General features: G+C 65.2%; 19 protein-coding genes. All 19 read left to right on the top strand.

Going from position 1 to position 18,138, the window contains the following annotated elements:
• Positions 1-19: 19 nt before the first annotated feature.
• The 19 genes from hpaR to AC07O3_RS27210 all read left to right on the top strand — a co-directional run bounded on the left by hpaR (position 20) and on the right by AC07O3_RS27210 (position 17,827).
• Positions 20-457, top strand: coding sequence for a homoprotocatechuate degradation operon regulator HpaR (hpaR, locus tag AC07O3_RS27300; RefSeq protein WP_093053341.1), 438 nt, complete (start codon positions 20-22; stop codon positions 455-457).
• Positions 454-1,080 (top strand): fumarylacetoacetate hydrolase family protein, encoded by a 627-nt coding sequence (locus tag AC07O3_RS27295; protein WP_495340778.1) that lies wholly within the window; start codon positions 454-456, stop codon positions 1,078-1,080. Before hpaR ends, AC07O3_RS27295 begins: the two co-directional genes overlap by 4 nt.
• Positions 1,077-1,850 (top strand): fumarylacetoacetate hydrolase family protein, encoded by a 774-nt coding sequence (locus tag AC07O3_RS27290; protein WP_495340777.1) that lies wholly within the window; start codon positions 1,077-1,079, stop codon positions 1,848-1,850. The genes AC07O3_RS27295 and AC07O3_RS27290 overlap by 4 nt, the downstream gene beginning before the upstream one ends.
• Positions 1,847-3,310 (top strand): 5-carboxymethyl-2-hydroxymuconate semialdehyde dehydrogenase, encoded by a 1,464-nt coding sequence (hpaE, locus tag AC07O3_RS27285; protein ID WP_495340776.1) that lies wholly within the window; start codon positions 1,847-1,849, stop codon positions 3,308-3,310. Before AC07O3_RS27290 ends, hpaE begins: the two co-directional genes overlap by 4 nt.
• On the top strand, positions 3,307-4,281 hold the full coding sequence (locus AC07O3_RS27280) for a tripartite tricarboxylate transporter substrate binding protein (RefSeq protein WP_495340775.1): 975 nt from the start codon (positions 3,307-3,309) through the stop codon (positions 4,279-4,281). The genes hpaE and AC07O3_RS27280 overlap by 4 nt, the downstream gene beginning before the upstream one ends.
• 3 nt (positions 4,282-4,284) lie before the next feature.
• Entirely contained in the window at positions 4,285-4,620 is a 336-nt protein-coding gene (locus AC07O3_RS27275) for an aromatic ring-opening dioxygenase subunit LigA (RefSeq protein ID WP_495340774.1), read from the top strand.
• Positions 4,617-5,444 carry a DODA-type extradiol aromatic ring-opening family dioxygenase gene (locus AC07O3_RS27270; protein ID WP_495340773.1) on the top strand — a complete coding sequence of 276 codons (828 nt, stop codon included), beginning with the start codon at positions 4,617-4,619 and terminating at the stop codon, positions 5,442-5,444. Before AC07O3_RS27275 ends, AC07O3_RS27270 begins: the two co-directional genes overlap by 4 nt.
• Before the next feature lie 13 nt (positions 5,445-5,457).
• Entirely contained in the window at positions 5,458-5,865 is a 408-nt protein-coding gene (locus tag AC07O3_RS27265; RefSeq protein ID WP_093053323.1) for a 5-carboxymethyl-2-hydroxymuconate Delta-isomerase, read from the top strand.
• A gap of 13 nt (positions 5,866-5,878) precedes the next feature.
• Positions 5,879-6,682, top strand: coding sequence for a 2-oxo-hept-4-ene-1,7-dioate hydratase (gene hpaH, locus AC07O3_RS27260; protein ID WP_093053320.1), 804 nt, complete (start codon positions 5,879-5,881; stop codon positions 6,680-6,682).
• 15 nt (positions 6,683-6,697) lie between these two features.
• On the top strand, positions 6,698-7,519 hold the full coding sequence (gene hpaI, locus AC07O3_RS27255) for a 4-hydroxy-2-oxoheptanedioate aldolase (protein ID WP_495340772.1): 822 nt from the start codon (positions 6,698-6,700) through the stop codon (positions 7,517-7,519).
• 25 nt (positions 7,520-7,544) lie between these two features.
• Positions 7,545-8,015, top strand: coding sequence for a nuclear transport factor 2 family protein (locus AC07O3_RS27250; RefSeq protein ID WP_093175579.1), 471 nt, complete (start codon positions 7,545-7,547; stop codon positions 8,013-8,015).
• Between the two features lie 37 nt (positions 8,016-8,052).
• Positions 8,053-9,786, top strand: coding sequence for a dihydroxy-acid dehydratase (gene ilvD, locus AC07O3_RS27245; RefSeq protein WP_495340771.1), 1,734 nt, complete (start codon positions 8,053-8,055; stop codon positions 9,784-9,786).
• Positions 9,787-9,818: 32 nt separating this feature from the next.
• Positions 9,819-10,811, top strand: a complete 993-nt coding sequence (locus AC07O3_RS27240; RefSeq protein WP_093175584.1) for a Bug family tripartite tricarboxylate transporter substrate binding protein — start codon at positions 9,819-9,821, stop codon at positions 10,809-10,811.
• Between the two features lie 19 nt (positions 10,812-10,830).
• A complete protein-coding gene (locus tag AC07O3_RS27235) occupies positions 10,831-11,631 on the top strand; it encodes a class II aldolase/adducin family protein (protein ID WP_495340770.1) in 801 nt (266 codons plus the stop codon).
• Positions 11,632-11,650: 19 nt separating this feature from the next.
• Positions 11,651-12,640 carry a 2-dehydropantoate 2-reductase gene (locus AC07O3_RS27230; protein ID WP_495340769.1) on the top strand — a complete coding sequence of 330 codons (990 nt, stop codon included), beginning with the start codon at positions 11,651-11,653 and terminating at the stop codon, positions 12,638-12,640.
• A 196-nt stretch (positions 12,641-12,836) separates the two neighbouring features.
• On the top strand, positions 12,837-13,040 hold the full coding sequence (locus AC07O3_RS27225; RefSeq protein WP_176928761.1) for a hypothetical protein: 204 nt from the start codon (positions 12,837-12,839) through the stop codon (positions 13,038-13,040).
• A 907-nt stretch (positions 13,041-13,947) separates the two neighbouring features.
• Positions 13,948-15,111: a polysaccharide biosynthesis/export family protein gene (locus tag AC07O3_RS27220; protein ID WP_093053301.1), complete on the top strand. Its 1,164-nt coding sequence runs from the start codon at positions 13,948-13,950 to the stop codon at positions 15,109-15,111.
• The gene (locus tag AC07O3_RS27215) at positions 15,108-15,566 is read left to right on the top strand and encodes a low molecular weight protein-tyrosine-phosphatase (protein ID WP_093053299.1); all 459 of its coding nucleotides are present in this window, start codon (positions 15,108-15,110) and stop codon (positions 15,564-15,566) included. Before AC07O3_RS27220 ends, AC07O3_RS27215 begins: the two co-directional genes overlap by 4 nt.
• On the top strand, positions 15,563-17,827 hold the full coding sequence (locus AC07O3_RS27210; RefSeq protein ID WP_093053297.1) for a polysaccharide biosynthesis tyrosine autokinase: 2,265 nt from the start codon (positions 15,563-15,565) through the stop codon (positions 17,825-17,827). Before AC07O3_RS27215 ends, AC07O3_RS27210 begins: the two co-directional genes overlap by 4 nt.
• Positions 17,828-18,138 lie beyond the last annotated feature (311 nt).

Raw genomic sequence — 18,138 nt, 5'->3', positions numbered from 1 at the left:
ATTTCGGAAGAGACAAGCCTTGAGCACGACATTCACGCACCGCAATTTGCCGCGCCTGCTGCTGCAGGCCCGCGAAGCCGTGATGGCCCACACCCGGCCCAGCCTGCGCGAGCACGCGCTGTCCGACCAGCAATGGCGCGTGCTGCGCGTGCTGGGCGAGCACGGTGCGGTCGACACCGGCCGGGTCGCGCGCGAAGCCTTCATCCTCGGCCCCAGCCTCACCGGCGTGCTCGCGCGCATGGAACGCGACAACCTCATCACCCGTGCCCGCGATCCGGCCGACCAGCGCCGCACCGTGGTCGAGGCCACGCCACACGGCATGAAGCTCGTGAAGCGGCTGTCGACCAGCATCGAGTCGCACTACGAGTGGATGGAGAAGTCGCTCGGCAAGGCCAAGCTCACGCAGCTCTACGGGCTGCTCGACGAACTGATCGCACTGGAGCAACCCTCGCCATGAGCCATTTCCTGCCCACAGGCACGGTGTACGGCACCTTGCTGAACTTCCGCGCCGAAGTGGACGCGCTCGCACCGCAGATGACGCAGGCGCCCTACAAGGCGCCGCCGAAAGCACCCGTGCTCTACGTGAAGACGGCCAACACCTGGAGCCCGCACGGCAGCGACATCGCCGTGCCGGCTGCGGTGCCCGAGGTGGAAATCGGCGCGAGCATCGGCATGGTGATCGGCGCCGAGGGCAACGTCGAAGGCTTCGTGCTGATGAACGACCTGTCGATACCGCATGCGAGCTTCTTCCGGCCGCCGGTGAAGTTCAAGTGCGTCGACGGCTTCCTGGGCATCGGCCCCGTGCTGCGCGACGCGCAAGAGATTGCCGACCCCGCGAGCTTCCGCGTCGAGGTGCGCATCAACGGCGATCTGAAGCAGTCCATCGACTTCTCGCAGCTCGTGCGGCCGGCGCAGCAGTTGCTCGCCGACGTCGGCGACTTCATGACGCTCGCTCACGGCGACGTGCTGATGCTCGGCTGCGGTCACGGCCGCCCGCTGGCCCGCGCCGGCGATCGCATCGACATCTCCGCGCCGGGGTTCGAGACATTGAGCAACACGCTGGTGAAGGAAGCTGCATGAAGCACGCACGCGTCATCTTCGAAGGCCGCGAGCACACCGGCACGAGCCACGAATTCAACGGCCAGCAAGACGCTGCCGTGCGCCTGGACGACGGCCGCATCGTGCCGCAGGACCAGCTCACCTGGCTGCCCCCGCTCGCGCCGACTGCACGCCCCCGCACCATCCTCGCGCTCGGCCTCAACTACGCCGACCACGCGAAGGAACTCGAATTCAAGGCCCCCGAAGAGCCGCTGGTGTTCGTCAAGGGCCAGAGCACGCTCATCGGCCACCGCCAGCACACGCACCGCCCGGCCGGCGTGAAGTTCATGCACTACGAATGTGAGCTCGCCATCGTCGTCGGCAAGACCGCGAAGAACGTGAAGCGCGACGACGCCTACGACTTCATCGGCGGCTACACGGTAGCCAACGACTACGCCATCCGCGACTACCTCGAGAACTGGTATCGCCCCAACCTGCGCGTTAAGAACCGCGACACCTGCACGCCACTGGGCCCGTGGTTCGTCGACGCCGCCGACGTGCCCGACCCCATGGCGCTCGCGCTGCGCACCACCGTCAACGGCACCGTCACGCAGCAAGGCAGCACGCGCGACATGATCTTCGACGCGCCCTTCCTCATCGAGTACTTCAGCCGCTTCATGACGCTGTCGCCGGGCGACCTGATCCTCACCGGCACGCCTGACGGCGTGGTCGATTGCCAGCCGGGCGACGTCGTCGTCACCGAGATCGAGCGCATCGGCGCGCTTCAGAACACCATCCAAGGAAAAGCATGAGAGTCGATCACCTGATCGCCGGCAAGAGCGTGGCCGGCACGGACTACTTCGAAACCGTCAACCCCGCCACGCAGGAAGTGCTGGCCGAGGTCGCCTCGGGCGGCGAAGCCGAAGTGAACGCGGCCGTGGCCGCCGCCAAGGAAGCCTTTCCGAAGTGGGCCGGCATGCCCGCGCCCGAGCGCGCGAAGCTGATCCGCAAGCTCGGCGACCTGATCGCCAAGCACGTGCCCGAGATCGCGCAGACCGAAACCAACGACTGTGGCCAGGTGATCGCGCAGACCGGCAAGCAGCTCATTCCACGCGCGGCCGACAACTTCTACTACTTCGCCGAGATGTGCACGCGCGTGGACGGCCACACCTACCCCACGCCCACGCACCTGAACTACACGCTGTTCCATCCGGTGGGCGTGTGCGCGCTCATCAGCCCGTGGAACGTGCCCTTCATGACGGCCACGTGGAAGGTCGCGCCCTGCCTGGCCTTCGGCAACACGGCCGTGCTGAAGATGAGCGAGCTCTCGCCGCTGACGGCCGCGCGCCTGGGCGAGTTGGCGCTCGAAGCCGGCATTCCGCCCGGCGTGCTGAACCTGGTGCACGGCTATGGCAAGGAAGCGGGCGAACCGCTGGTGGCGCACCCCGACGTGCGTGCCATTTCGTTCACCGGCTCCACCGCCACGGGCAACCGCATCGTGAAGAGCGCGGGCCTGAAGAAGTTCAGCATGGAGCTGGGCGGCAAGAGCCCCTTCGTGATCTTCGACGACGCCGACCTCGATCGCGCACTCGACGCGGCCGTGTTCATGATCTTCAGCAACAACGGCGAACGCTGCACGGCCGGCTCGCGCATCCTGGTGCAGCAGTCGATCTACGCCGACTTCGCGGCGAAGTTCGCCGAGCGCGCCAAGCGCATCACCGTGGGCGACCCGCTCGACGAGAAGACCATCGTCGGCCCGATGATCTCGCAGGCTCACCTGGCCAAGGTGCGCAGCTACATCGAGCTGGGTCCGAAGGAAGGCGCAACGCTGCTGTGCGGCGGCCTCGAAGCGCCGAGCAACTTGCCCGATCGCGTGAAGAAGGGCAACTACGTGGTGCCCACCGTATTCGCCGACGTCGACAATCGCATGAAGATCGCGCAGGACGAGATCTTCGGCCCTGTGGCCTGCCTGATTCCTTTCAAGGACGAGGCAGATGCGATCCGCCTGGCCAACGACATCCAGTACGGGCTGAGCAGCTACGTGTGGACCGAGAACATCGGCAAGGCGCACCGCGTGGCCGCCGCCGTGGAAGCCGGCATGTGCTTCGTCAACAGCCAGAACGTACGGGACCTGCGCCAGCCCTTCGGCGGCACCAAGGCCTCGGGCACGGGCCGCGAAGGCGGCACCTGGAGCTATGAAGTGTTCTGCGAGCCGAAGAACGTGGCGGTGTCGCTGGGCTCGCACCACATTCCGCACTGGGGCGTGGCGTGAACAATCAACGCCGCACGCTGCTGCAAGGCGCGGCCGCTCTCGCGGCCCTGCCCTTGCTGGCGCGTGCACAGGGCACATGGCCCAACAAGCCGATCCGCGTGATCGTGCCCTTCACGCCCGGCGGCACCACCGACTTCGTGGCGCGCCTCGTCGGCGTCGAGCTGTCGAAGACGCTGGGCCAACCCGTCATCGTCGACAACAAGCCCGGCGCGGGTACGGTGATCGGCGTCGACGCTGCGGCCAAGGCCGCGCCCGACGGCTACACCTTCGTCTGCGTGGCCAACAGCTTCACGGCCAACCAGACGCTGATCCGCAAGCTGCCCTACGACACGCAGAAAGACCTGCGTCCCGTCGCTCTCATGGGCATGTCGGAACACGTGCTCGCCACGCATCCGGCCAGCGACCTGAAGGCGCTCGCCGACTTGCGCAACGCAGCCAAGGCGAAGCCCGGCACGCTGAGCTTCGCCTCCTTCGGCAACGGCACCTCGGCCCATCTGTCGGGCGAGATGCTCAAGCTGCAGATGGGCCTGGACATCGTGCACGTGCCCTACAAGGGCCAGGGCCCAGCGCTGACCGACCTGCTCGGCGGACAGGTGACGATGATGTTCGGCAACTGGCCCGAGTTCCGCAGCCACATCCAGAACGGCAAGCTTGTCGCGCTAGGCATGGCGACGGCGCAGCGCTCGCAGTACGCACCGGCCATACCCACACTGGCGGAACAAGGTGTGCCCATCGAGTCCAATTCATGGAACGGCTTGCTGGCGCCCGCCGGCACGCCCGACGCCGTGGTGCAGCGCATGAACGCCGAGGTGAACCGCGCGCTGGCGGGGCCGGTGGTGACGGAGGCCTTCCACAAGGGAGGCATCGCGTCGCTGTCGGGCACACCGGAGCGCTTTGCGGCTTTCATACAGAGCGAGATTGCGAAGTACGGCGACGTGATCCGCAAGGCCAACATCCAGGTGGAGGGCTGAACGATGAGCCTCTATGCGATGCAGAAATTCCTGTTCGCGCTGAATCGCGAGCAGGAAGTGCAGCGGCGCTATGCCGAAGGTGGCGAGGCGCGCGCTACGCTGCTGGGCGCCTATGACTTCACCGATGAAGAGCGCGAGGCCATCGACGCCGGCGACATCGGCAAGCTCTACGTGCTCGGCTGCAATGGCCAGCTGCTGATGCACTTCGCGCCGCTGCTGGGCATCCCGTGGGCCGACTATCTCGAAGCAATGCGCGAAGGCGTGCGCAAGTACGGCCCCGTACGTGCCGGCATCTACGCCATGACGACAGGTACAGATGAAAAGGTGGCAGGCGTATGAGCCTCGTATTCGCAGGCGTGTGCAGCCACGCCCCCGGCATCACCGGCCGCGCGCATCTCGCCGACCCAGCGGTGAAGGACGAGTTCCACGCGCAGTTCCACCGCTTCGGCGAGGCGATGCGCGCGACGAAGCCCGACGCGGTGATCGTGATCGCCGCCGAGCACTTCGCGAACTTCTTCATGAACAACATGCCGGCCTATGCAATTGGCATGGCCGACAGCTACGAGGGCCCGATCGAAGACCCGAAGTGGCTGGGCATCGAGAAGCACAAGATCCCTGGCGATGCCGCGCTGTCGCAGCGCCTGATCCGCGAGGTGATGCAGACGGTGGACGTGGCCTACGCGGAAGAATGGAAGTTCGACCACGGCATCATGGTGCCGCTGAACTTCCTCACGCCGGAGTTCGACACCAAGGTCATCCCCGTCAACATCAACTGCCAGGGCCCGCCGCTCACGCCGCTGTACCGCGCCTGGGCTTTCGGCGAGGCGCTGCGCCGCGCCTGCGACAAGGCGCCCGAGCGCATCGCGCTGGTGGGAACGGGCGGCATCTCGCACTGGCCCGCCACGCCCGATTCGGGCAAGGTCAATGCCGCGTGGGACGCCGAGTTCATGAAGCGCTGGTGCGCCAACGACCGCGAGGGCCTGCTCTCGCAGGACGACTACGGCGACGAGGCCACCTACCGCGAAGCGGGCCAGGGCGGCTTCGAGATCCGCACCTTCATCAGCGTGGCCGCGGCAGCGCGCGGCAAGGGCGAGATTCTTCACATGAAGGCCATCCCGATCTTCGCGGTGACATGCACTGCCGCGACGATGTCGGTGGAATGAACGGAGAGCACCCATGCCCCATCTCGTGATCCTCTACACGCCCAACATCGAAACCGAGACCGACATGTCGGCGCTGTGCCGCACGCTGGCCGACACCATGCTGAAGCAGCGCGACGAGGCCGACAAGCCGGTGTTCCCCATCGGCGGCACGCGCGTGCTGGCCTACCCTGCCGCGCACTACGCGGTGGCCGACGGCAAGGCCGACTACGCCTTTGTCTACCTCAACATCCGCATGGCCGCGGGGCGCTCGGAGGCGGTGAAGAAGAAAGCCGGCGACGAACTTCTGGCCGACGTGCGCGCGCATTTCGCGCCGATCTTCGAGAAGCGCCACATCGGCATCACGCTGCAGATCGACGAAAGCCCGGGGCAGGTGTACGACGGCAAGCACAGCAACCTGCATCCCCTGTTCAACAAGACCTGAACGAAGCCAGCCCATGCTCTCCCAAGCCACCATCGCCCAACTGGCCGCCGAGCTGCACGAAAGCGAAAAGTCGCGCGTGCAGGTCGAGCACTTCTCCAAGCGCTTTCCAGAGATGACCATCGAGGACGGCTACGCCATCTCGCGCGAATGGGTGAAGAACAAGATCGCCGAAGGGCGCGTTGCGCGCGGCCACAAGATCGGCCTCACCTCGCGCGCCATGCAGCAGTCCAGCCAGATCGACGAGCCCGACTACGGCACGCTGCTCGACGACATGTTCTTCGAGCAGGGCGGCGACATTCCGTTCAAGCGCTTCATCGCGCCGCGCATCGAGGTGGAGCTGGCCTTCATCCTCGGCAAGAAGCTGCAGGGGCCGAACGTGACCATCTTCGACGTGCTGGCCGCCACCGACTACGTGGTGCCCGCCATCGAGATCATCGACGCGCGCATCGAGCAGTTCGACCGCCACACCAAGGCGCCGCGCAAGGTGTTCGACACCATCTCCGACAACGCGGCCAACGCCGGCATCGTGATGGGCGGCCGGCCAGTGAAGCCCGATGCAGTGGACCTGCGCTGGGTGAGCGCGCTGCTCTACAAGAACGGCGTGATCGAGGAATCGGGCGTGGCCGCGGCCGTGCTCAACCATCCGGCCACCGGCGTGGCTTGGCTCGCGAACAAGCTGGCGCCGTGGGAAGAATGCCTGGAGGCCGGCGAAGTGGTGCTGGCCGGCTCGTTCACGCGGCCCACCACTGCCGTGCCGGGCGACACCTTCCACGCCGACTACGGCCCGCTCGGCGCCATCTCGTTCCGCCTTGTCTGAAAGAAGAAAGACGCCATGCAAACACCCATCAATACCTTCAAGCAGGCCCTTCAAGCGGGCAAGCCCCAGATCGGCCTCTGGGTCGGACTGGCCGACGGCTACGTGGCCGAGATCCTCGCCGGCACCGGCTACGACTGGCTGCTGGTCGACGGCGAGCACGCGCCCAACGACGTGCGCTCGGTGCTCGCCCAACTGCAGGGCATCTCCAGCGCGTGGTCGGCGCAGGCTGAGTCGGAGCGCTCGCACCCCATCGTGCGCATTCCGGTCGGCGACACCACGCTGATCAAGCAGTACCTCGACATCGGCGCGCAGACGCTGCTGGTGCCGATGGTCGACACGGCCGAGCAGGCCGCGCGGCTGGTGCAGGGCATGCGCTACCCGCCCGAAGGCATCCGCGGCATGGGCAGCGCGCTGGCGCGTGCCTCGCGCTGGCAGGCCTACCCGAACTACCTGCACGAAGCCAACGCGCAGACCTGCCTGCTGGTGCAGGCCGAAACGGTGGAGGCGATGAAGAACCTCGACGCCATCGCGGCCACGGCGGGCGTGGACGGCGTGTTCATCGGGCCGGCCGACCTGTCGGCCTCGATGGGCTTCGTGGGCCAGCCCAACCACCCCGAGGTGCAGGCCGTGATCGCCGACGCCATCGCACGCATCCGCAAGGCCGGCAAGGCACCGGGCATCCTGTCGACCACCGAAGAGCAGGCGCGCAAATGGCTCGCGGCCGGCGCGCTGTTCGTGGCGGTGGGCGTGGACACCATCGTGCTGGCGGCGGCGGCAAAGCAGCTGCTCGCAAAGTACAAGGCCGCACCGGGCGTGGCCTCGCCCAACGGCTACTGATTTCCTTCACACCGGAGCACCCTTGATGCAACGCATGACTTTGGCGGCCATGGCCGCGACAGCCACCTTGTTCCTCGCCGCCTGTGCACCCATGGGCGCCGGCAAGCAAGGCCCCACCGCCCAGCAGGAAGCCAACCGCCAGACCGTGCTCGCCTTCTACGAGAAGGGCCTGAACCAGAAGGATGCCGATGCGGCCCTGCAATACGTGGGCAACCGCTACGTGCAGCACAACCCCACGGCGGCCGACGGCCCCGAGGGCTTTCGCAAGTTCATCGGGTTCCTGCGCGAGAAGTTCCCGAACTCGAAGAGCGAGATCAAGCGCAGCTTCGTCGACGGCGACTACGTGATCCTGCATGTGAACGCGGTACGCGAGCCCGGCACGCGCGGCAGCGCCATCGTCGACATCTTCAAGCTGGAGAACGGAAAGATCGTCGAGCACTGGGACGTGGTGCAGCCCGTGCCCGAGACCGCCGCGAACAAGAACGGCATGTTCTGACCCGTCCGTAATCCAGCCAGCAGCCAACGCCAGCCTGATGACCACGCCCACCGACCCCACCAAGCGCTTTCGCTCCGCCACCATTCGCGAGGGCACGATCCGCGCGACCACGCGCAGCTTTCTCCATGCGCTGGGCCAGGACGACGAGGACATCGCGCGCCCGCACATCGGCGTGTTCCATACGGGCGGCGAGATGAGCCCGTGCAACCTCAACCTGCGCGACCAGGCGCAGCATGCCAAGACCGGCATCTACGCGGGCGGCGGCACGCCGCACGAATGCCCCGTGGTGTCGATCAGCGACGGGCTGACGATGGCGCATTCGGGCATGCGCTTCTCGCTGATCTCGCGCGAGCTGATCGCCGACAGCGTGGAAGCCTCCACGCGCGGCCACCAGTGGGACGGCATCTTCGCCATCGGCGCGTGTGACAAGAACCTGCCGGGGCTGATGATGGGCATGGTCCGCTGCAACGTGCCGAGCGTGTTCGTGCACGGCGGCTCAGCGCTGCCGGGCCAGATGCCGGGGCCGGATGGCCGCGACCTGAACGTGGTCGACACCTACGAGACCATCGGCAAGGTGCTGGCCGGCACCGCCACGCCCGACGAACTCGACGCGATGAGCCGCGCCTGCCTGCCCACGGCGGGCGCCTGCGCGGGGCAGTTCACGGCCAACACGATGGGCATGGTGTCGGAAGCGCTGGGCCTGGCGCCCATCAGCTCCAGCATGGTGCCGGCCGTGTTCAGCGAACGCGCGCCACTGATGCGCCGCGCCGCAAAGACGCTGATGAAGGCGGTGATGGGCGACAGCCCGCTGCCGCGCGACATCGTCACGCGCAAGGCGCTGGAAAACGCCTGCGCCGTGGTGTCGGCCACGGGCGGCTCGACCAACGCGGCGCTGCATCTGCCGGCGATTGCGCACGAGGCGGGCATCAAGTTCCACCTCGACGACGTGGCCGAGGTTTTCGCTCGCACGCCGCTCATCGCCGATCTGCGTCCGGGCGGCCAGTACCTCGCGCGCGACGTGTTCTACATCGGCGGCGCGGGCGTCATCCTGCGCACGCTGCTGGAGCAGGGCTTCCTGCATGGCGACGCGCTCACCTTCACCGGCCGCACGATGGCCGAGGAACTGGCTGGTGCGCTGGCGCCCGACGGCCGCGTGGTGCGCGAGGCCGGCAACCCGATCACGCGCGACGGCGGACTGGCGGTGCTCAAGGGCAACCTCTGCCCCGACGGCGCGCTGCTCAAGACGGCGGGGCTCAAGGGCCTGGTGTTTCGCGGCCCGGCGCGCGTCTTCAATTCCGAGGAAGAGGCGCAGACCGCCGTGCAGAACCGGCTGTACGAGGCCGGCGACGTGATCGTGATCCGCAACGAAGGCCCCAGGGGCAGCCCCGGCATGCGCGAAATGCTGGGCATTACCGCCCTGCTCTACGGCCAGGGCATGGGCGACAAGGTGGCGCTGCTGACCGACGGGCGCTTCTCGGGCGCGACGCGCGGCCTGTGCATTGGCTACGCGGGGCCTGAAGCCGCAGACGGCGGCCCGATTGCGGCGCTGCGCGACGGCGACGTGATCGCTATCGACGCGCGGGCTGACGCACGCTCGATCACGGTCGAACTCACGGCTGAAGAAATCACGGCGCGGCTCGCCGGACGTGAGGTAAACGTGGGGGTCGCCCGAGGTGGCTTGCTGGAAAAATACGCGCTCACCGTGCGCCCTGCCCACCAGGGCGCCGTGACCCACTCGGGCGCGGTCACCTGGCTGCGCGACGAGTCTTGATCCTCCATAACCAACGTCCGGAGAGAGACACCATGAGCTTCACGCGCCGCCAGATCCTGCAGACCACCAGCGCCTCGGCCTTGATGGCCAGCCTTGGCCAGAACGTTTTCGCGCAAGCGATGAACATCGAGACCGCAACCATCGTCACCGGCTTCGCGGCCGGCGGCACGTCGGACACCACCTGCCGGCGCCTGGCGACGAGGCTCAGCCCGGACTACGCGAAGACCGTGGTGGTCGAGAACCGCACCGGCGCGGGCGGCCAGATTGCCGTGAGCTACGTGAAGAGCCGCCCGGCCGACGGCAGCACCATCCTGCAGACGCCGACCTCGATCCTCACGATCTACCCGCACATCTACAAGAAGCTGCCGTACGACCCGATGGTCGACATCACGCCGGTGAGCCTGGCCTGCATCTTCGACTTCGGCTTTGCCGTGGGCCCGGCCGTGCCGGCCAGCGTGAAGAGCGTGCCCGAGTTCCTGGCCTGGGCCAAGGCCAACCCGGCCGGTGCCAACTTCGGCTCGCCCGCTGCCGGCTCCACGCCGCACTTCATCGGTGCACTGCTGGGCCAGAAGGGCGGCGTCGAACTGAAGCACGCGGCGTATCGCGGCACGCAGCCGGCCATGCTCGACCTGCTGGGCAGCAACATCTCGGCCGTGTCGGGGCCCATCGGCGACATCACGCAGCATCTGCTGTCGGGCAAGGTGCGCATCCTGGGCGTGTCGGGCTCCAAGCGCAGCCGCTTCGCGCCAGACGTGCCGACCTTCGGCGAGCAGGGCATCAAGGACATGGCCCACAGCGAATGGTTCGCCTTCTTCCTGCCGGCCAAGGCCTCGCCCGAACTGGTGGCGAAGCTGAACACGGCCATGAAGAACGCGCTGGCGCAGAAGGACGTGATCGACGGCCTCGGCACCTTCGGACTGGAAGCGATGTCTTCCACGCCGGCCGAGCTGACCGAACTGCTCAAGAAAGACACCGCCAAGTGGGCGCCGATCGTCAAGGAAGTCGGCTTCACCGCGGAAGGTTGAAACACATGAAGGAACTGCCATGAACACACTCGCCACCACTGCGCCGTCGTCAACGTCGGCGCTGGTCCATCCCTCGATCCATCCCGACGAGCGCGCCGCGCGCGAAGAGCTCGCGGCCTGCTATCGCGTGTTCGCGATGCTGGGCTGGGTCGAGATGATCTACAACCACATCACGGTGCGGCTGCCCGACAGCGTGACGGGTGGCGAGAAGCAGTTCCTCATCAACCCCTTTGGCCTGCACTACAGCGAGGTCACGGCCAGCAATCTCGTAAAGATCGACTTGCAGGGCAAGGTGCTCGACGGCTCGACCTACCCGGTGAACCCGGCCGGCTTCACGGTGCACGCGGCCATTCACGACGGCCTGCCCGGCGCGCACTGCGTGATGCATACGCACACGACCGCAGGCGTGGCCGTGGCCTGCCTGCAGGGCGGCCTGCAGCAGACCAATTTCTATACCGCGCAACTGCACGGCATGGTGGCGTACCACGACTTCGAGGGCATCACGATCCATGCCGATGAAGGCCCGCGCCTGCTCAAGAGTATCGGCGACCGCAATGCGGTGATCCTGCGCAACCACGGCCTGCTGGCCTGGGGGCAGACGCTGCCGCAGACTTTTGCGATTTTGTGGACGCTGCAGCGTGCCTGCGAGATCCAGATGGCGACCTTCTCGATGGGCCCCGCCATTCCGGTGAGCGAGGAGATCGCGCAGCGCTGCACGCGCGACGCGCTGCAGTTCAGCCCCGAGCACGGCGCCGGGCAGGATGTGTTCAATGCACTCGTCCGCCAGGTGGACCGCATCGACCCTACGTACCGCAACTGAACCTGAAGCGACGGACCCCATGAAGATTTGTATTTACGGCGCCGGCGCGATCGGCGGATGGATCGGCGTCGGCCTCGCGCAAGCGGGCCAGCGCCTGAATGTGGTGGCACGCGGCGCCACGCTCGAGGCATTGCAGCGCGATGGCCTGTCGCTGATGCGCGGCAGCACGGGTGGAGAGGTGCGCACGCGCGTGCCCGTCAACGCCGTGGCCGACCCCGAGGCGCTCGGCGTGCAGGACCTGGTGGTCATCGCCGTGAAGGCGCCGGCCCTGGCCGCCGTTGCCGAACGCATCGGGCCGCTGATCGGCGCCGACACCATCGTGCTGGTCGCGATGAACGGCGTGCCGTGGTGGTTCCTCGAAGGCGGCTTCGGCGGCGAGATCACGGGCCACCGGCTCGCGGCGGTGGACCCCGACGGTGCCATTGCCAAGGCCATTCCGTCGCGCAACGTGATCGGCTGCGTGGTGCACGCGAGCTGCTCGCTCGACGGGCCGGGCGTGGTGCGGCATCACTTCGGCAACGGGCTGATCGTTGGCGAGCCTTCGGGCGAGGCCACGCCGCGCGTGCAGAAGCTGGTCGAGCTGCTGAAGAGCACGGGCATCGACACCACGCTGTCGCCGCAGATCCAGAAGGACGTGTGGTTCAAGCTGTGGGGCAACATGACGGTGAACCCGATCAGCGCGCTCACCGGCTGCACCACCGACCTGATCATGGGCGACGACTACGTGCGCGGCTTCATCTCGGCGGTGATGCTGGAGGCCAAGGAGATCGGGCGGCGCATCGGCATCGAGATCACGCAGAGCCCGGAAGACCGGCACGCCATCACCATGAAGCTCGGGGCGTTCAAGACCTCGATGCTGCAGGACGTGGAAGCCGGGCGTTCGGTGGAGCTCGATGCGCTTGTAACGGTGGTGCGCGAACTGGGCGAGCTGACGGCAGTGGCAACGCCCTTCACCGACGCGCTGCTGGGGCTGGCACGCCTGAGAACGCGGCAACTCGGGCTTTACTGAGCGCCGGCGCAGCGCACCGGGATCCAAGGTCAGGCGGCGCACAGGTTCGGTCCGCAGACTGCAAATGCAGCGTCTGCAGAACCCTGTACACCCTTTTTTCTTCTTGGGCTATCCTCTCGCCATTCGAATGCACGTAGCGATTTCTTACACACCAACAAGGCTATATGCGTGCTTGAGCGAAGGGGGAGACAGATAGATGCGCTTGATCTTCATCGAACTTCTGGTGGCCTTGGTGCTGCTGCCCATCAGCGGCCTGTTCTGGTGGTGGGCCTTCGGCATGGGCGGCCTGGCTGTGGCCGGCTTTCTGCTGGTTGGCGGCGGCGCTCTGTACCTTGTCTTGCGGGGCGTGCGCTCGGCCAAGAACCAGCTCGGCCACCCCGGCGACGACCGTGAGCAATAGGCTTTGAGCCTTTTCGCCTGACACATTCGCATTCAATTTGGCAGGGAATTGGTGCAATTTGTTTTTTCGATCTCACCTGCCACGGCGTCGGCACGGCCGGATCTGAACTCTTTTTTCTGATTTGCCCGGCCTCGCGATGAGCCAGGCACAGTTTCATTGATTGAAATCTGAAACATCCTTCGGCTCCCGAATGATGCAAATAAAAAACACTACAAAAGTGTCAATCAGGCTGTCGCAAATCGCATTTCCTCCGAATTGAATCGGCAATTAGCCTGAAATCATTCATCGATTTCCTGGGCAGATTTCGCACGGTCTTGGTGCTCCTGGCCCCGGCGGAGGGCAAGGAATTCGAAAGTAATTCAAAAATCCTACCGCCAGTTCACCTTGGGCAGCGGCCGACTAGGTACCCTCCCGCGTCATTGCTCGACGCTAAAACTGGACGAACTGAAGCTCATAGCCCACGATTTGTCGGCTACGTCCTACTCAGTTGACAATTGCTTACAAAGTAGAACGCAATGTCAAAAACCCTATGCGGGTGGCCTCTGTGGTTCGAGAGCCACGATTTCCCGTATCAATGGGGTAATTAATAAGTTGCATTTTCCATTTCGGCTGACGGCATCCTGACCAGCCGTTTGCCCCCTCGCTTCCCAATGAAAAAGGGTCTCCGGAAGGGGAAGCAAGGGATAACCCTGCCCCCGGCGTGGTCGCACCACGAATGGACACGCCTTTTGCGTCTACTCCACGAAATAGGGCTGCTGCGAAGGCAGCGACAATTTCTTTTTCATTGCTCTCCCGATAAATCTCCGGTCAAGCCGGAAAAGCGTCTTGGTAATAAAAAGAATTACCGGCGCAAATCGGGCTCGGGCTTTGCATATGAATCGCAGTTGTTGAAAAAACCAAGTTCGCAATGGAGTTCCATTTGACACGCTACCTGTACCTGATGGGGTGGAGTGCCGCCTTGGCCGGCGCGTTGATGCTTCAGGGCTGCGCACCGGGCTTTGGCTCCGTGGTGGCTTACGAGCCCGATCAGAGTCCGGCGCCATCTCTTGCTGCCGACGGCACGCCGCAGGAGGCGCTCGTCCCCATCTCGCCGAGCCTCATCCGCGCGATGGCCGAGGCGCAGCCGGCGGCGATTCCGCCCGACGTGAAGGCCCTGTTCGGCGAAGCCCCGGTCTACACGATCGGCCCGGGCGACGTCGTGGGCGTCATCGTCTACGACCACCCCGAGCTGCTGCCCAACGCCGGCGCCGTGATTTCCCAGCAGACGGACCCCACGGGCATCAGCGTGGCGCCGGGCTTCATCGTCGGGGCCAACGGGCAGATCAGTTTTCCGTACATCGGCCGGGTCCAGATGCAGGGCCTGACCGAGATCGAGGCGTCCGACGTGATCGCCAAGCGCATCGCGCGCTACATCAAGGACCCGCAGGTGACGGTGCGCATCCAGTCCTTCAGAAGCCGCCGTGCATTCGTGGAAGGCGAAGTGCGCACGCCGGGGCTGCAGCTCTTCACCGACGTTCCGATGACGCTGTCCGAAGCGCTCAACCGGGCCGGCGGCATCACGTCCAGCGGCGACCGTTCGTTCATCACGCTGACACGCGGCGACAAGACCACGCTCATCGACCTGCCCAAGCTGCAGGACCTGGGCAGCAACGCCAGCAAGATCCCGCTGCAGAACGGCGACGTGGTGCAGGTGCGCAACCGCGACGAGAGCAAGGTGTTCGTGATGGGCGAAGTCGCCAAGCCCTCGGCGCTGACCATGCACAACGGCAGGCTCACCCTCAACGAGGCGCTGGGCGAGGCCGGCAGCGCAAGCCTGGGCACGGCGAACACGGGGCAGATCTACGTCGTGCGCAACAACGCCAACAACACGAAGGGCTCGCCGTCGGTCTTCCACCTGAATGCGAAGAACCCCGCCGCGCTGGCGCTGGCCGAGCGCTTTCCGCTGCAGCCGCGCGACGTGGTCTACATCGACTCGGTGCCGCTGGCCACCTGGAGCCGGGTGGCCAGCCTGATCCTGCCGGCGACCCAGGCGCTCTACTACAGCGACCAGGTCTACATGAACCACCGATGAGATCCGTACTGACAGTCTGCATCGGCAACATCTGCCGAAGCCCGATGGCGGAAGGCCTGCTTGCCGCGGGATTGCCGCATCTGCGCGTGTTCTCCGCGGGCACCGGCGCGCTCGTCGGCAAGCCGGCCGACCCGATGGCGCAGGCGCTCATGCGAAAGCGCGGCATCGACATCTCGGACCACGTCGCGCAGCAGGTGAGCCAGATGCTGTGCCGGCAGGCCGACTTGATCCTGGTGATGGACCGGGAGCAGCGCCGCCATCTCGAATCGACCTACCCCTTCGTGCGCGGCAAGGTCTTCCGCATTGCCGAGTTCTCGGTCGCGCAGGACGTGCCCGACCCGTATGGAAAAGACGAGGCGGCGTTCGAGCACGCCCTGGCCCTGATCGATGCCGGCGTCCGGACATGGATCGACCGCATTCTGAAAATCACAAAACCCGAGCAGCAACCTACATGAACGCACCCCCGCAAGCCGCGCCGATGCCGATGCAAGCGCTGGAAGAGGACGGCGACGGCATCAACCTGGCCGAGTACCTGGACATCCTGATCGACCACCGCTGGCTCGTCGCGGCCATCGTTGCCGTGACCGTGCTCCTGGGCGCGGCCTATGCCTTCCTCGGCAAACCCCTTTACGAAGCCAACGTCGCGGTGCAGGTGGAAGATTCCGGCAACTCCGCAGGCAGCTTCCTGGGCGATGCCGCCTCCTCGCTGCTGAGCGTGAAGACGCCGGCCGCGGGCGAGATCGAAATCCTTCGCTCGCGCGCCATCCTCGGCAAGGCCGTGGAGAACACCAAGCTCTACATCAGCGCACGGCCGCGGTATGCCCCCATCGTGGGCAGCTGGCTTGCCCGCCGCGCCACCGAGCTGTCGGACCCCGGCTTCATGGGGCTTTCGGGCTACGTGACGGGCACCGAGAGCATCCTCGTTCCGAGGTTCGACGTTCCCGCTGATTTCGAGGAGAAGCCGTTCACGCTGACCCTCGGGGCCGACGGGCAGTACGAGCTGAGCAACCCCGACATCGACACGCCGATGAAGGGCTCCATCGGCACCTTGCTGGTAGCGAACGTTCCCGGCGTTCCGAACGGAAGCGTGAGCCTGCTGGTCAGCAGCATCAACGCGAAGCCGGGCGCGCAGTTCCAGCTCGTGCGGTCTTCAACGCAGCTCACGCTCCTGGCGCTGCAGGACAACCTGAAGGTCGTGGAAAAAGGCAAGCAGTCGGGCGTGCTCGATGTCAGCTGGAGAAGCGGCGACGCAGAAAAGCTGACGCAGCTGCTCAACGAAATCGGTCGCCTCTACGTTCGCCAGAACATGGAGCGCAAGGCAGCCGAGGCCGAGAAGACGCTGGGCTTCCTGGACGGCGCGCTGCCCCAGTTCAAGAAGCAGCTGGAGCAGTCCGAAGACATCTACAACCGCTACAGAAACCAGAACGGCACGGTCAGTCTCGACGACGAGGCAAAGAACGCGCTGACCCAGACCATCGACCTGCAGTCCAAGCTGCTCGAGGCCGAACAGAAGCGGCGCGAGCTCACGGCGCGCTTCACGAGCGAGCATCCCGCCGTCCAGACGCTGGACACCCAGGTCGCCGCATGGAAAAGCGCGCTCGCAACCGTCGATGCACGCATCCGCAAGATGCCGGAGCTGCAGCAGAACACCGTTCGCATGCAGCGCGACATCAAGGTGAACACCGACCTGTACGTATCGCTTCTCAACAGCTCGCTGCAGATGCGGCTGGCCAAGGAAGGCAAGGTGGGCAACGTGCGCCTGCTGGACGACGCCATCGTTCCGGAAGAACCGGTGTGGCCCAAGCGGCCCCTGGTCATCGCGCTGGCTGTGATCCTGGGGCTGGCTGCCGGCATCGGCGCCGCGATTGCAAGGAACTCGTTCTTCGGCGGCATCCGCAATCCGGGAGAGATCGAAAGCCACACCGGGCTCAACGTCTACAGCAGCATTCCGCTGAGCGCCGCCCAGCGCACGGTCGAGAGGAACATCGAGAACAAGGTCGTCGGCAAGCATGTCCTGGCGCACCTGTTCCCCGAAGACCCCGCGGTGGAAAGCCTGCGCAGCCTTCGCACCGCGCTGCAGTTCGCCATGCTGGAAGCGACCAACAACCGCCTTCTCATCTCCGGCGCGACGCCTGGCGTGGGCAAGACCTTCATCTCGGTCAACTTCGCGGCGATCACCGCGGCAACCGGCAAGAAGGTTCTGCTGATCGACGCGGACTTGCGCAAGGGCCGCGTGAATCAATTCCTTTCGATCCAGCGGTCTTCCGGCCTGTCCGAATTGATCGCCGGCACGCTCGACCTCGAGAAAGCGATTCGCCCGTCGGCCCTGCCGAATCTGGACATCATTACCACGGGTGTGCTTCCGCCCAATCCGGCCGAGCTGCTGACGAGCGATTCCTTTGCCCAGGTACTGGAAAAGTTATCTCCGCTATACGACCTCGTCATCATCGACACGGCCCCGGTTCTCGTTGCCGCAGATACCGCATCGGTCGCCCCGCTTGCGAGCACTTTGCTACTCGTTGCACGTGCCGAAAAAACCCAGCTCGGCGAATTGAATGAGAGCGTCAGAAGACTTGCGCATGCAGGTCGCACGGTAAATGGCGTAATTCTGAATGCTATTGATCTAACTCGCCGCCACGCTGGCAGCGGGAGTTACAAATATGGTGCTTACAAGCATTTACAATATACATACAATACCAACAGGGATTCCACCTAGACCGTGAAAATTGGAGTTAAATTCAAAATCATGAGCCGGGATTTCGCCCTGACTCATTGATTAAATACTCAATTAGTATTCGGAGTAATAAGGCACTACAAATGGCAATTAGTCCATTCGTATTGCCTTCATCGAGTCATTTGGCCGCGCAATAGTTTCTGCATTGCAGATCCTACGAGGCATTTGTGCGGGTCGTCTCGGCCAAAAAACCAAGGCCATAACAGAGGACATGCAGGCTTTTGCCTGCGTGAGGAAAGGTGCGTCAAAAATGAAATCATTTCGACGAGAAATCTTGTCGCGCTTCAAATCCG

The sequence above is a fragment of the Variovorax sp. GW821-FHT09D05 genome, from assembly GCF_059416325.1.
The sequence above is the reverse complement of the archived record's forward strand: the minus strand, read 5'-3'. Positions and strand labels throughout refer to the sequence as shown.